14 protein-coding genes are annotated in these 14,224 nt (G+C 37.5%); all 14 read left to right on the top strand.

Annotation, left to right across the window (positions count from 1 at the left end; translation table 11 throughout):
* Positions 1 to 46 precede the first annotated feature (46 nt).
* The gene (cysD, locus tag A587_RS0107695; protein WP_017217113.1) at positions 47 to 961 is read left to right on the top strand and encodes a sulfate adenylyltransferase subunit CysD; all 915 of its coding nucleotides are present in this window, start codon (positions 47 to 49) and stop codon (positions 959 to 961) included.
* 100 nt (positions 962 to 1,061) lie between these two features.
* Entirely contained in the window at positions 1,062 to 1,409 is a 348-nt protein-coding gene (locus tag A587_RS0107690; RefSeq protein ID WP_017217112.1) for a four helix bundle protein, read from the top strand.
* 382 nt (positions 1,410 to 1,791) lie between these two features.
* Positions 1,792 to 3,237, top strand: a complete 1,446-nt coding sequence (gene cysN / locus A587_RS0107685) for a sulfate adenylyltransferase subunit CysN (protein ID WP_017217111.1) — start codon at positions 1,792 to 1,794, stop codon at positions 3,235 to 3,237.
* A complete protein-coding gene (locus A587_RS0107680; RefSeq protein ID WP_017217110.1) occupies positions 3,234 to 3,977 on the top strand; it encodes a hypothetical protein in 744 nt (247 codons plus the stop codon). Before cysN ends, A587_RS0107680 begins: the two co-directional genes overlap by 4 nt.
* The gene (locus A587_RS0107675; protein ID WP_017217109.1) at positions 3,970 to 4,500 is read left to right on the top strand and encodes an acyltransferase; all 531 of its coding nucleotides are present in this window, start codon (positions 3,970 to 3,972) and stop codon (positions 4,498 to 4,500) included. Before A587_RS0107680 ends, A587_RS0107675 begins: the two co-directional genes overlap by 8 nt.
* Entirely contained in the window at positions 4,500 to 5,225 is a 726-nt protein-coding gene (locus A587_RS23875; protein ID WP_017217108.1) for a glycosyltransferase family 2 protein, read from the top strand. The genes A587_RS0107675 and A587_RS23875 overlap by 1 nt, the downstream gene beginning before the upstream one ends.
* The gene (locus A587_RS0107665; RefSeq protein WP_017217107.1) at positions 5,204 to 6,427 is read left to right on the top strand and encodes an O-antigen ligase family protein; all 1,224 of its coding nucleotides are present in this window, start codon (positions 5,204 to 5,206) and stop codon (positions 6,425 to 6,427) included. The genes A587_RS23875 and A587_RS0107665 overlap by 22 nt, the downstream gene beginning before the upstream one ends.
* A complete protein-coding gene (locus A587_RS0107660; RefSeq protein ID WP_017217106.1) occupies positions 6,414 to 7,508 on the top strand; it encodes a glycosyltransferase in 1,095 nt (364 codons plus the stop codon). The genes A587_RS0107665 and A587_RS0107660 overlap by 14 nt, the downstream gene beginning before the upstream one ends.
* A gap of 1 nt (position 7,509) precedes the next feature.
* The gene (locus A587_RS0107655) at positions 7,510 to 8,760 is read left to right on the top strand and encodes a WcaI family glycosyltransferase (protein ID WP_026000914.1); all 1,251 of its coding nucleotides are present in this window, start codon (positions 7,510 to 7,512) and stop codon (positions 8,758 to 8,760) included.
* Positions 8,753 to 9,871, top strand: coding sequence for a GDP-mannose 4,6-dehydratase (gmd, locus tag A587_RS0107650; RefSeq protein ID WP_017217104.1), 1,119 nt, complete (start codon positions 8,753 to 8,755; stop codon positions 9,869 to 9,871). The genes A587_RS0107655 and gmd overlap by 8 nt, the downstream gene beginning before the upstream one ends.
* Before the next feature lie 68 nt (positions 9,872 to 9,939).
* The gene (gene fcl, locus A587_RS0107645; RefSeq protein WP_026000913.1) at positions 9,940 to 10,905 is read left to right on the top strand and encodes a GDP-L-fucose synthase; all 966 of its coding nucleotides are present in this window, start codon (positions 9,940 to 9,942) and stop codon (positions 10,903 to 10,905) included.
* 10 nt (positions 10,906 to 10,915) lie between these two features.
* Positions 10,916 to 11,389, top strand: coding sequence for a GDP-mannose mannosyl hydrolase (locus A587_RS0107640; protein WP_017217102.1), 474 nt, complete (start codon positions 10,916 to 10,918; stop codon positions 11,387 to 11,389).
* A gap of 5 nt (positions 11,390 to 11,394) precedes the next feature.
* Positions 11,395 to 12,804, top strand: coding sequence for a mannose-1-phosphate guanylyltransferase/mannose-6-phosphate isomerase (locus tag A587_RS0107635; RefSeq protein WP_017217101.1), 1,410 nt, complete (start codon positions 11,395 to 11,397; stop codon positions 12,802 to 12,804).
* A 3-nt stretch (positions 12,805 to 12,807) separates the two neighbouring features.
* A complete protein-coding gene (locus A587_RS0107630) occupies positions 12,808 to 14,223 on the top strand; it encodes a phosphomannomutase (protein ID WP_017217100.1) in 1,416 nt (471 codons plus the stop codon).
* Position 14,224: the final 1 nt, after the last annotated feature.

Raw genomic sequence — 14,224 nt, 5'->3', positions numbered from 1 at the left:
CCCGGAACTTGCAGCTTACAGCTTAAAACTTATAAATGGAGTAACAATGGAAATCTCCCAAGCCCGTATGACTCACCTAAAGCAACTAGAAGCCGAGTCAATTCATATTATTCGCGAAGTGGCTGCAGAATTCGATAATCCAGTAATGCTTTACTCTGTCGGTAAAGACTCGGCAGTAATGCTGCACTTAACAATGAAAGCGTTTTACCCTGCTAAACCGCCATTCCCTTTAATGCATGTTGATACAACATGGAAGTTTAAAGAAATGATAGAGTTTCGCGATAAAATGGCTAAAAAGTTGGGTTTTGATTTGCTAGTACATATTAACCAAGAAGGTGTAGATGCCGGTGTTGGACCATTTACTCACGGCAGTGCTAAGCATACGGATATCATGAAAACGCAAGGCTTAAAGCAAGCGCTAGATAAATATCAATTTGACGCTGCTTTTGGTGGAGCACGCCGTGACGAAGAAAAGTCACGTGCTAAAGAGCGTGTTTACTCATTCCGCGATAAAAACCACCGCTGGGATCCTAAAAATCAACGTCCAGAATTATGGAATACCTTTAACGGCAAAGTAAATAAAGGCGAAAGTATTCGTGTTTTCCCGCTGAGCAACTGGACCGAGCTTGATATTTGGCAATACATTTACCTAGAAAACATCGACATTGTAACACTTTACCTAGCGGCAGAGCGTCCAGTGGTTGAACGTGATGGTACTTTGATTATGGTTGATGATGAGCGTATGCCACTGAATGAGGGGGAAGTGCCAATGAAAAAAATGGTCCGCTTTAGAACCCTTGGTTGTTACCCTCTAACTGGTGCCGTTGAGTCTAACGCCACAACGCTGCCTGAAATTATCCAAGAAATGTTACTCACCAAAACCTCAGAGCGCCAAGGCCGTGTAATCGACCACGATTCATCAGGCTCAATGGAGAAAAAGAAAATGGAAGGGTATTTCTAGAGCGCATAGTAGTGCTTCGTGCCTCAAGCTATGAGCTGCGAGCTTAAGTATATAGTTAGGAACTTTAAGTGAGTAGCAAAATTGATTTACAGGGATAGTGATGAAATACGAAAATTTAGAGGTATGGCAGCGTAGCTTTCGCCTAAGCATAGAAATTTATAAAAAATTTGAGCTGCTAAAAGATTCTGGCCTGAAAGATCAAATGTGTAGAGCAGGCGTTTCTGTTCCTAGTAATATCGCGGAAGGTTTTGAAAGAGAGTCTGAAAAGGAAAAGGTTCGCTTCCTGATTATAGCAAAGGGGTCTTTAGGTGAATTAAAAACACAGTTAATGATTGCAACTGAAGTAGCTTATATTTCAAAAGAAGATAGCTTACCAATTATTGATGAGTGCGAATTAATTGGAAAAATGCTAGGTGGCTTAATTAGAACAATCAAGAATTGCTCATAGCTCATAGCTCATAGCTCATAGCTCATAGCTCATAGCTCATAGCTCATAGCTCATAGCTCATAGCTCATAGCTCATAGCTCATAGCTCATAGCTCATAGCTCATAGCTCATAGCTCATAGCTCATAGCTCATAGCTCATAGCTCATAGCTCATAGCTCATAGCTCATAGCTCATAGCTCATAGCTCATAGCTCATAGCTCATAGCTCATAGCTCATAGCTCATAGCTCATAGCTCATAGCTCATAGCTCATAGCTCATAGCTCATAGCTCATAGCTCATAGCTCATAGCTCATAGCTCATAGCTCATAGCTCGTAGCTCATAGCTCATAGCTCATAGCTCATAGCTGGTAGCCCGTAGCTCGTAGCTTAAGTAAGGACTTAAAATGACCGACCAAACCAAACCAAACCTTCTTGAAACAGATATCGAAGGTTACTTAAAACAACATGAAAACAAAGATCTACTGCGCTTTTTAACCTGTGGTAATGTTGATGACGGAAAATCAACATTAATTGGCCGTTTATTACATGACTCAAAATTAATTTTTGAAGATCACATGGCGGCAATCAAAAGCGACTCAAAAAAATTTAACACCACAGACGAAGAGTTCGATTTAGCATTACTCGTAGATGGCCTACAGTCAGAGCGTGAGCAAGGCATCACCATTGATGTAGCATACCGCTATTTTGCAACCGAAAAGCGTAAGTTTATTATTGCTGACTGCCCAGGACACGAACAATACACGCGTAACATGGCAACCGGTGCATCTAACTGCGACCTAGCTATTGTGATGATTGATGCCCGTAAAGGTGTACAAACACAAACTAAACGCCACAGCTATATAGCATCACTACTTGGCCTAAAACATGTAATAGTCGCCATTAATAAAATGGATTTAGTTGATTATAGCCAAGATGTTTACCGCCAAATCAAAGCAGATTACAAAGCCTTTGCTGAGCAATTAGACATACCAGATGTGCGCTTTGTACCAATCTCGGCACTTAAAGGCGATAACGTGGTAGATAAAGGCAATAACCTTGATTGGTACCCAGGTGCTACATTAATGCAGTTGCTTGATACAGTAACCATTAGCGATGATAAAAACCTAGATACCTTCCGCCTACCTGTACAGTATGTTAACCGCCCTAATTTAGACTTCCGTGGTTTTTGTGGCACCATTGCCAGTGGTATTATTAATGTTGGCGACCAAATTACCGCATTCCCATCGGGTAAAACATCATCGGTAGAGCGTATTGTTACAGCTGATGGCGATTTACCAACTGCTTTTTCAGGTCAAGCTATTACACTTACTTTAAAAGATGAAATAGATATTTCGCGTGGTGACGTTATTGCAAAAACATTGGCTGTTAAATCAAGCGCAGATCAAAAGTTGCTACCCACAACCAGCTCAAACTTTGCAGCAACGATTGTGTGGATGGCCGATGCCGCATTGCAACCAGGCAAAGAGTATGAGCTTAAGATTGGTACTAAAAACACCTTTGGTAAAATCAGCAATATTAACCACCGTATTGATGTAAATACCCTAGAGCAACTTGATGCTAGCGAATTACAATTAAACGAAATTGCTAATTGCACAATCGAAACATCAGCACCTGTGGTTATTGACCAATATGAACAAGTAGTAGGAACAGGGTCATTCATCATCATTGACCGCTTAACTAATGTAACAGTGGGTGCGGGTATGATCACAAATACGATGCTCGAAGCCCTCAGCCCACAGCCCACAGCCCGTACATATACCGATGCTGAAATTGCGTTAAATAAATATATTCGCGAATACTATCCTGAATGGGAGTGCAAAAAAATATGAAAAAAGTTTTCCTTTGTAATGGCATGGTCAGATCTGGAAGTACTTTACAGTTTAACTTACTAAAAAGTATTTTAAAAAATGAGAAAAACTACATTGATGCTGGTTTTATAGATGATGAAAGATCTTTTCAAGAGTTTATAGATACAGTAGATGATGGTGCAGTTGTAATTATTAAAGCTCATACCTTGTATGCTGCACCTTGTAAAGATAGTAGCGGTATCGATTTAGAGATAAAAAGGCTATATATCTATAGAGATATTAGAGATGTTGCAGCTTCTCTGAGAAAAAAACTAAGTTTAGACGAAAAAGAACTATTGAGTACATTAGATAATGCAATAAAACAATACAATGCCTTTAAAAATATTGACACACCTACATTAACTCAAAAGTATGAGAACCTTTACTCCAATATACCTTTAGGTATTGAACAAATAGCTAACTTTGTAGATGTTACTCTGTCCTCAGAAGAAAAAAAGGTGGTATTTGAGGGGAATAAAATAGAAAGTGTTGAAAGTGATATGAAAAAAGTTAATAAAGGGATGTTCAATAAAGTTATAATTTTATTGCATAAGGTCGGTTTTAAAAGGCATCAATTATATAACGAGAACTTAATTCATTATAACCATATCTCAGAAACAAAAGGTCAGAACGGTGACTGGGAAAGTGTCCTGACAAAAAATGAAATAAAGACTATTAGTGATAGATATCAGGCTTATCAATCAGGTAATAGCTATGTTTAAAATGTATTTAGGGGCGCTTTACCAAGCTTTAGTGAGAGCTTACTCATTCATTCCATCACGTACTTTGCGTTACATTTGCTATGCAAAAATATCTCAAATGAAAGTTGACCGCAGTGCAACTATACACATGTTTACTGAAGTGCGTTCTCCAAAAAATATAACAATTGGAAGAAAAGCTATAATTGGTAACTATTGTATTATCGATGGAAGAGAGGGACTTGAAATTGGTGAAAATGTAAATATAAGTTCGGGTGTATATATTTGGACCCAACACCATGATATTAATTCACCGTGTTTTTCTACAGTCGGAGAAAGAGTTACCATATCTGACTATGCCTGGATTTGTAGCAAAGCTATAATTTTACCTGGAGTAAGAGTGGGAAAAGGAGCTGTTATTGCTTCAGGTGCAGTTGTTACTAATGATGTTGAGGATTGGAGCATTGTCGCAGGAATACCAGCAAAAAAAATAGGTGAAAGGTCAACCGTATCATATGAACTACCTCGTGGGATGGCATTTTATTAATGAAAGTTTCAATAATTACAGTTTGTTACAATGACTTGGAAGGCTTGAAGAAAACTGTTCATAGTGTGAAATCGTTGAGCTATGCCGATAAAGAGCTAATAGTTGTTGATGGTCTATCTAAAGATGGAAGCCAGGATTTTATAATTAATAATAAAGTGATTGATAAAAAAATTATAGAAGCTGATTCAGGTATTTATAATGCAATGAATAAAGGAGTCTATTCTGCAGATGGTGACTATCTAATTTTTATGAACGCAGGAGATACTTTTGCTGATAGTAATGCTCTTGATGATATTGATAAATTTCGTGAGGATATTATATATGGGAGTGTTTACGAGGGGGGAGCTAAAGAGAGTAATTTGGTTAGACCCTTATGCATTGACAATATTTGGAGAGGTATGATTTTTTCTCATCAGAGTGTTTTTATAAAAAAAAGTTTACTAGAATTGAACCCTTATAATGAAAAAATGAAAATTGCAGCTGATTATGATTTTTTTCTTAAAATGTATATAAAAAAAAGAAGTTTTAAAGAGCTGGAAAGACCTATATCTATAGTAGATATAGGTGGAGTTTCTAGATATTATCAAGTGTTGAGTACTAAAGAAAGAATTGAAGCTCTAAAAGAAAGTAAAATGCTATATGGTAAAGTTTATATATATTATAAATTATTACTTCCCTATATATATATTAAAAGTGCAGTAAAGTGTTTGATAGAAAAGAAATAAATTATACGCTTGTATGTTTTTTTATTTTGACAGGCTTTCTGTTTAACCTTAGTATAATAAACTTCGGCGAGCGAGGTGTTCCTGCTTATATAGCTGTGGTTTTTATGTCTACAATTATTTCTGCCTCAGCTTTCCTAAAAATGCCGCGTTTTATCGGATATTTATGGGTGTGCCTCCTTTTATTTTTATCAGTTTTCTTCATTCAATCGGTCTTGGTTGTGGGAAGTTTATCGACCAATTTTCTACAATTAATATCTAGGGCTTCTTTGGTTTTCTACGCAATTGCGATGTTTACATTGTCATGGAGACTTCCTAACTCTAAAAAGGAAAAATTTTTAAATTTTATTACAATGTTGTGTATTTTGACAATTCTTTTTGGGATTTATGAAGCCTTTGCAATAAGGATAGGCCTGCCTGTATATCACCATATTTTTGCAAATAATCCTTCTTTCTCTCAAGCTATTGTTGGTGTAACTAACGGCTGGAATGAGTCATATCGTATTCGTGGTGTTTGGGGAGAGGCTAGCTATTCTTCACCTTTTGTTTTTTTGGTTGGAAGCTTAATAATATTTCATCTAAAAAATATTAATAGTAGATTTTATTGTTTCTTTCTGTTGATTTTGTTGGGGTTCTATAGCTTCTTTACATTTTCTAGATCAGTCTGGTTTGTTTATACAGTTGTTTTCACTTATTACTGGTTTTACCCTAGGATTTTTAGCTTAATAAATAGTTCTCCTAAGTCTTTTTTGTATATATACTTAATGATAAGTATATTAGTGCTTCACTCTTGGGTTTTTTTGATTGGCTACTATTTTGATGATATATCAGCCTCTGGCAGAGCCTCTAGTGTAATAATTGGATTTCAAATTTGGATGGATAATTTTTGGGTTGGTACAGGATTCAACTCATTTTTGGAATACTCACACATGTACTCTACTTCAAACGTTGATGCTGGGGTTGAACCTGTTGTTCATAACTGGTTTTTTGCAATGACGCAACAGTTAGGTATATTTGGTTTACTGATAATAATGATTTTATTTAAATTCCTGTATAAGGTATGCACAAAGAATGTGTTTTTTTATATATCATTCATGTGGATTTGTATAGGTAGCTTACAAGATGATATCTCTTATTTTTCTATTTTCTGGTTAAGTATATTTGTAGGTTATCTTTTAAAGGAGGATGTGTATGTTGCTGATTAATTTTATAAGGGTTATTCCAGGAGGGAATTTTGTTTACACTTATAATTTAATAAAATATATTGCAAATTCTAGCTTTTGGTCAGGGAAAGTAATATTGGCAATATCCAGTGCTAACTTAGAGGGAATTGATTTTGATATAAGTAACCTCAGGGTTGAAGTTGTAGATGTCGAAGGTGGGCTATTTTCTACTATTTTAAGCGAGAGAAAATCCATTAAAAAAATCTATAAAAAGTATAAATGCGAAGTCAAATGCTATCTGAGCCCTAATACATTGTTCCCTTTTTATCATTTTCCAAAGGTAAAGATGGTTAGTGTAATACATGACTTAAATTTTGTTGAATTAAAGGTACCGCTAGCTAAGAAAATTTATAAGTATCTACTATATAACTATACCGCTCTTGTTGCTGATAAGCTAATTTGTATCTCGCAATTTACTCAAAATGTATTAGAAAACACAGTTTTACCTAAGATTCAGAGAAAAAGTATTGTTGTATATAATGGTGTTCAAGTCCCCCCTGCAACCACCTGTAATGAACAACCTTTAACAGAGAAGGCGTATGCTCTTTCTTTTGGACATCAGGAGCATAAAAACTTAAATGGTAGTATAGAGTTAATAAAATCTTATAATAAATCTAATCCAGAAGCTCGTCTTAGGTTAAAAGTTATTGGCTCAAGCCATGCAATTGAAGATCTTAAAATGAAAGAGTATTCATTCATTGATTTTTTGGGGAGAGTTTCAGATGAAGAAGTTGAATTATATCTGAAAAATGCCAAATTTCTAGTTTTTTTATCTGACTATGAAGGATTCGGGTTACCTGTATTTGAGGCTTTCGCTTCAAAAACAGCTGTCATAATTAGTGCACAACAAGCTTTAGTTGAAATAGCCAGTGGGCATGCTTTTGTTAACGAAAACTGTGAAAATACAGTTTCCTATATGGAAAAAATATTGAGTGATGATGCCGAATATAATTTAGTTGTTGAAAGTGCATTTGATTATGTAAGTAACTATACTTGGAATGAAACCTTTAATGTTATTTTAGATCTTAATATTAAAAACTATTTGTTTGAGAGTGCGTGTTAAAATGAAGTTTCTACTTTATAGTTTGAACTTTTCACCTGAGCTTACAGGTATAGGAAAGTATAATGGTGAGATGTGTGCGGCTATTGAAAGTAGTAATGAGAATAGCATTACGGCTTTAGTCGCACCTCCATATTATCCAGAATGGAAAATTAATGTAAACTATAGCCGTTACTTATTTCAGAAAGAAATAATAAATGGGGTTTCAGTAATTAGGTGTCCGCTTTATGTCCCTTCTAAGGTTACATCATTAGCGAGAGTCATTCATTTGATTTCGTTTTCAGTAACATCAGGATTAGCTTTATTTTTAACTCTAATTAAAAAAAAACCGGATGTAATTTTTTTGGTACAGCCTACTTTATTTTGTGCACCATTAACACTGATATTTTCTAAGCTTTTTCGAGTTAAGACTATTCTACATATTCAAGATTTTGAAGTGGATGCAATGTTCGGCCTCGGTATGGTAAGCGAAGGAAAATTTGCGCGCGTAATAAGGCGAATCGAGTCTTGGCTAATGAAAAAGTTTGATGTAATCTCGAGTATTTCTTACAGTATGCTTGAAAACGCAGAGCGTAAAGGAGTCGATAAGTCTAAGTTACTTTTTTTCCCTAACTGGGCTGATACCAGTTTTGTAACACCTGCGACTGATGGCTCTGCTTTACGCAAAGAGTGGGGCTTTACTCAAACAGATAAAATTGTGCTTTATGCGGGTAATATTGGCCAAAAGCAAGGCCTTGAAATTGTGATAGAGGCAGCTAAAAGCTTTGAAAATGACAAATCAATTAAGTTTGTTTTTGTTGGGGCCGGTACTTATGTTGATACTCTTCAAGAACTCGCTAAAGCTAGTAATTTAGACAATGTATATTTTAAACCTCTTCAAAACTGGGAAAATGTACCTGCAATGTTGTCTATGGCAGATGCTCATTTGGTTGTACAAAAAAAGGGAGCTGCAGATGCTGTGTTACCTTCAAAATTAACCAATATATTATCAGCAGGCGGCCACGCTCTAGTTACAGCAGAGGTATCTACTGAGCTTGGAAAGATAGAACAAGCCAATCCTGAAATTTATACAAGAGTTGAACCTGAAAATACAAAAGAGTTTGTTGCTGGTTTAAAAACAGTATTAGCAACAGATACAAGTAAACCAAATATGATTGCCCGTAACTATGCGGTCAAAAATTTAGATATTAATAATATAATAGAACGCTTTGTAAGCGATATAGATAAGGTAGTAAAGGGAAAAGATAATGACTAAGGTGGCCTTAATAACGGGTGTAACGGGACAAGATGGATCATATTTAGCGGAGTTCTTGCTAGAAAAAGGCTACGAAGTGCATGGTATTAAACGTCGTGCATCGAGCTTTAATACAGAGCGTATAGATCATATTTATCAAGATATCCATGAAGATAACCCTAAGTTCTTTTTACACTATGGTGATTTAACAGATACATCAAATCTAACCCGTATTTTAAAAGAAGTACAGCCAGATGAGGTTTACAACTTAGGTGCCCAAAGCCATGTAGCTGTATCGTTTGAAGCGCCAGAATATACAGCAGATGTAGATGCTATTGGTACGTTACGTCTATTAGAAGCAATTCGTTTTCTTGGATTAGAGAAAAAGACTAAGTTCTATCAAGCCTCTACGTCCGAGCTTTATGGTGAGGTACAAGAGATTCCTCAAAAGGAAACTACGCCTTTTCACCCTCGCTCACCATACGCTGTAGCGAAAATGTATGCGTACTGGATTGCGGTAAATTACCGTGAGTCTTATGGTATGTATGCATGTAATGGTATTTTATTCAACCACGAATCTCCTCGTCGTGGTGAAACGTTTGTAACGCGTAAAATCACACGCGGTCTTGCGAATATCTCACAAGGTCTAGAGAAGTGTTTATATCTAGGTAATATGGATGCGCTACGTGACTGGGGTCATGCAAAAGATTATGTTCGCATGCAGTGGATGATGCTCCAGCAAGATACTCCTGAAGATTTTGTGATCGCGACAGGTAAACAAATCTCAGTAAGAGAATTTGTGTCTTTATCAGCAAAAGAGTTGGGTGTTACGCTTGAGTTCAGTGGTAAAGGTGTTGATGAAATAGCGACAGTGGTTGCGATTGAAGGTGATAACGCACAGGCACTATCAGTAGGTGATGTGATTGTGCGTGTAGATCCGCGTTATTTCCGCCCTGCAGAAGTTGAAACATTGCTAGGCGACCCAACCAAAGCGAAAGAGAAGTTAGGTTGGGAACCAGAGATTACTGTAGAAGAAATGTGTGCAGAGATGGTTCAACGCGATTTAGCTAAAGCGAAGCAGCATGCATTATTAAAATCTCACGGCTATGATGTGAGCGTTGCAGTAGAGTAATCTCAGAGCTGTAAGTCAGAAATAAAATGATAACCCAGCTTATGCTGGGTTTTATAATGGATAAAGAAATGAGTTCTAAAACAGTTTTTGTCGCAGGCCATAATGGTATGGTTGGCAGTGCGATTGTTAGAAAGTTAAAGCAATCTGATGATATTAAGGTTATTACAAAAAGCAGAGCGGAGTTAAACCTGTTGGATCAGCAGGGGGTTCGTACATTTTTTGAAGAGAATCAAATAGACCAAGTATATCTTGCTGCGGCAAAAGTCGGTGGTATTGTAGCGAACAATACTTATCCCGCAGAATTCATTTATGAGAATTTAACGATTCAAAATAATATCATCCATTGCGCGCACTTGTCTGGTATTAATGATTTGTTGTTTTTAGGGTCAAGTTGTATCTACCCTAAATTTGCAGAACAACCTATGACAGAAACAGCACTGTTAACTGGGGTGTTAGAGCCTACCAATGAGCCTTATGCGATAGCTAAAATTGCAGGTATTAAACTGTGTGAATCTTATAATCGTCAATATGGTCGTAATTACCGCTCTGTCATGCCAACTAATCTGTATGGTGAAAATGATAACTTCCATCCAGAAAATTCTCATGTTATTCCAGCACTGATACGTCGCTTTCATGAGGCAAAGTGGGCAGGTGATGACAAAGTGGTTGCATGGGGTACAGGCAAGCCGATGCGAGAGTTTTTGCATGTAGACGACATGGCTGCTGCATCAATATACGTAATGAACTTAGATTCAGAAACATACAGTGCAAATACACAAGAGATGTTAAGCCATATAAATGTAGGTACAGGCGTAGACTGTACAATTAGAGAGCTTGTTGAAACCGTTGCGAAAGTAGTTGGTTTTGAAGGTGCTATAGAGTTTGACGTGACTAAGCCTGACGGTACACCGCGTAAATTGATGGATGTGTCTCGTCTTAAGTCGTTGGGATGGGAATATAGTATTTCCCTAGAGGCAGGTCTAAAAGATACATATGAGTGGTTTTTAGCAAACCAAGATAATTTTAGAAAATAGAGAACATAGGATGTTTCTAGATAAAAATACGTTTTCGACAGTAATAGAAAGCGCGCCACTTGTTTCAATCGATTTGGTTATATTAGATGAGAATAACCAAGCACTGTTGGGTGAGCGGCTAAATAAACCAGCACGAGGGAATTGGTTTGTGCCTGGCGGACGGATTTTAAAAAATGAATCGCTTGCAGATGCATTTGAAAGGTTAACTAAGGAAGAGCTTGGTGAGGCATTTCCACTTTCAGAAGCTAGTCTTTTAGGGCCTTATGACCATTTTTATGATGACAACGTTTTTGGTGATGGCTTTAGCACACATTATGTTGCCATTGCTTATATCCTAAGGCTGAGCAATCCGCTAAATGACTTACCACACAATATTCAACATGGTAAATACCAATGGTTCGATATAGACAGCCTATTAAAAGATAAAAAAGTTCATAAGCATACTAAATGGTACTTTGAAGCATTACAGAATATACAGGGATAACAAATATGATACTTCCTATCATCATGGCAGGCGGCTCAGGCACGCGTTTATGGCCATTGTCACGCGGTAACTACCCAAAACAATTTTTAAAATTGCATGGTGAAAATACCATGCTGCAAGAGACTATTTTAAGATTAAATGGTCTTGAACATGCACCTGCGATGTTAATTTGTAATGAAGAGCATCGTTTTATTGCTGCTGAGCAAGTTCGTCAAATAGGTGTGGCGCATAGTGGCATCTTTTTAGAGCCTGTAGGCCGTAATACCGCCCCTGCTATTGCATTAGCAGCCTTTAAAGCAGTTGAAAACAATCAAGACGCATTATTACTTGTTTTAGCTGCTGACCATGTAATTGAGAATCAAATCGCATTCCAAGAAAGCGTGAATAAGGCAAAATTGTTAGCGGACCAAGGCAAACTAGTAACTTTTGGTATCGTTGGTAACACCCCTGAAACGGGTTATGGCTATATTAAGCGTGGTGCTGAGGTTGAGCACGGCTTTGTTGTTGATAGTTTTGTTGAAAAACCAAACCTTGAAACAGCGCAAGAATATATTGTCAGTGGTGACTATTACTGGAATAGCGGCATGTTCTTATTCAAAGCAAGTCGTTATCTTGAAGAGCTAAAAGCATTTCGCTCAGATATTTATGAAGCGTGTGAAAAAGCAGTTCGAGTACAAAATAATGATATGGACTTTGTACGTGTAGATAAAGAAGCATTTGAAGCATGCCCAGATGAATCTATTGATTATGCAGTAATGGAACAGACACAAGACGCAGTTGTGGTACCGATGGATGCAAACTGGAATGATATAGGCGGCTTTGCAGCTTTGTGGGAAGTGTCTGAGCAAGATGAAAATGGCAATGCTTTCATTGGTGACGTTAAATCTGTAGATACAAAAAACACTCTAGTATTTGGTGAAGACAAGTTAGTGACAACAGTAGGTGTTGAAGACTTAGTTATCGTTAACACAAAAGATGCTGTACTAGTTGCGCACAAAGATGAGTCTCAAAAAGTAAAACAAATCGTTAGCCAATTAAAAGCGGACGAACGCTCAGAAGTCACATTCCACCGTGAAGTATATCGCCCTTGGGGTAAATACGACTCAGTAGATAACGGTGAGCGCTTCCAAGTAAAACGTATCACGGTTAAACCAGGTGCAAAACTATCTGTGCAAATGCACCACCACAGAGCAGAGCATTGGATTGTGGTTTCTGGTACTGCAAAAGTACAAATTGATGATACAGAGCAATTCGTCACTGAAAATGAATCAGTATACATTCCTATTACTGCGGTTCATGCATTAGAAAACCCAGGTAAAGTTGATCTCGAGCTTATTGAAGTTCAATCGGGCTCTTATTTGGGTGAAGATGATATTGTGCGCTTTGAAGACCGCTACGGAAGAGTGAAAGGTTAAGTAATGAATACAAAGTCAGTAATTCAAACAAGTGGTATTGCATTTGGTACCAGTGGTGCTAGGGGTCTCGTTGTCGACTTTACACCAGAAGTGTGTGCAGCCTTTTCAATTGCATTTGCTCAGAGCATTAAAGGTGAGTTCGCATTTAATAAAGTGGCCATTGCGATAGATAACCGACCAAGCAGTTTTGATATCGCTAAAGCCTGCGCAGCAGGTTTAAAACAACTTAATATAGAGGTTGTTTATTATGGTGTGGTACCAACACCAGCACTTGCTTATACAGCGATGCAAGACAATATGCCTTGCATTATGGTTACAGGTAGCCACATTCCATTTGACAGAAATGGTTTAAAGTTCTACCGCCCCGATGGTGAAATCACCAAACAAGATGAACAAGCTATTCTTTCTACTGATTTTAATTTTTTTGAATTGAATCTAGCCGATATCAGTTTACCAACAAGTGATAAAGCAAAAAATGCTTACACCGCTCGATATACAAATCTATTTGATAGCGAGATACTAGCTGGTAAAAGAGTGGGTATTTATGAGCACTCGAGTGCGGGTAGAGATATTTATAAATCACTCTTCGAGCAACTGGGTGCAGAAGTTATTTGTCTGGGGCGTAGTGACGAGTTTATCCCAATCGATACCGAAGCTGTATCTGATGAAGATAAACAAAGAGCCAAAGAGTGGGTAAGTAAATACCACTTAGATATGTTGTTCTCAACTGATGGTGACGGTGACAGGCCGCTAGTTGCAGGTGAAAACGGTGAGTGGTTAAGAGGTGATATTTTAGGCCTGCTTTGTAGTCAAGCACTTTCAATTGAAGCGCTTGCAACACCTGTTAGCTGTAATACAGCCATTGAGTTGTCAGGTAGCTTTAAAACAGTGAGCAGAACAAAAATTGGCTCGCCATATGTAATAGAAGCCTTTGCAGAGTTAGACAAAACTTACAAGCGAGTAGCGGGTTTTGAAGCAAATGGTGGTTATTTACTGGCGAGTGACTTTGAATTTAATGGTAAAGCACTTAAAGCGCTGCCAACAAGAGACGCGGTATTGCCTGCGCTGATTGTAGCAACAATGGGTAACAGCATAGCAAGCTTGCTAGTAGGCTTACCACAACGTTTTACTGCAAGTGATAGGCTAAAAGATTTTGCGACAGAGAATAGTAAAACATTAATTGCCGAGCTAAGTGCAAATCCAAATATACTGCTAGCCAAGCTGGGACTGGGGGGAGCTCAGTTAATCTGTACTACAGATGGGTTGAGGCTCTGTGCAGAGAATGGAGGTATTGTGCATTTGAGGCCTTCAGGGAACGCTCCTGAGCTGAGATGTTACGCAGAATCGACTTCTGAAAAAGAAGCAATTGTGTTGGTTGACGGAGCTTTAAAATATGTAAGATCAAGAATAAAATACTAAA

It is taken from the genome of Pseudoalteromonas sp. NJ631 (genome assembly GCF_000276645.1).
GTDB classification, from domain to species: domain Bacteria; phylum Pseudomonadota; class Gammaproteobacteria; order Enterobacterales; family Alteromonadaceae; genus Pseudoalteromonas; species Pseudoalteromonas piscicida.
Note: the sequence above shows the minus strand (reverse complement) of the source record. Positions and strands in the feature narration are given on the sequence as shown.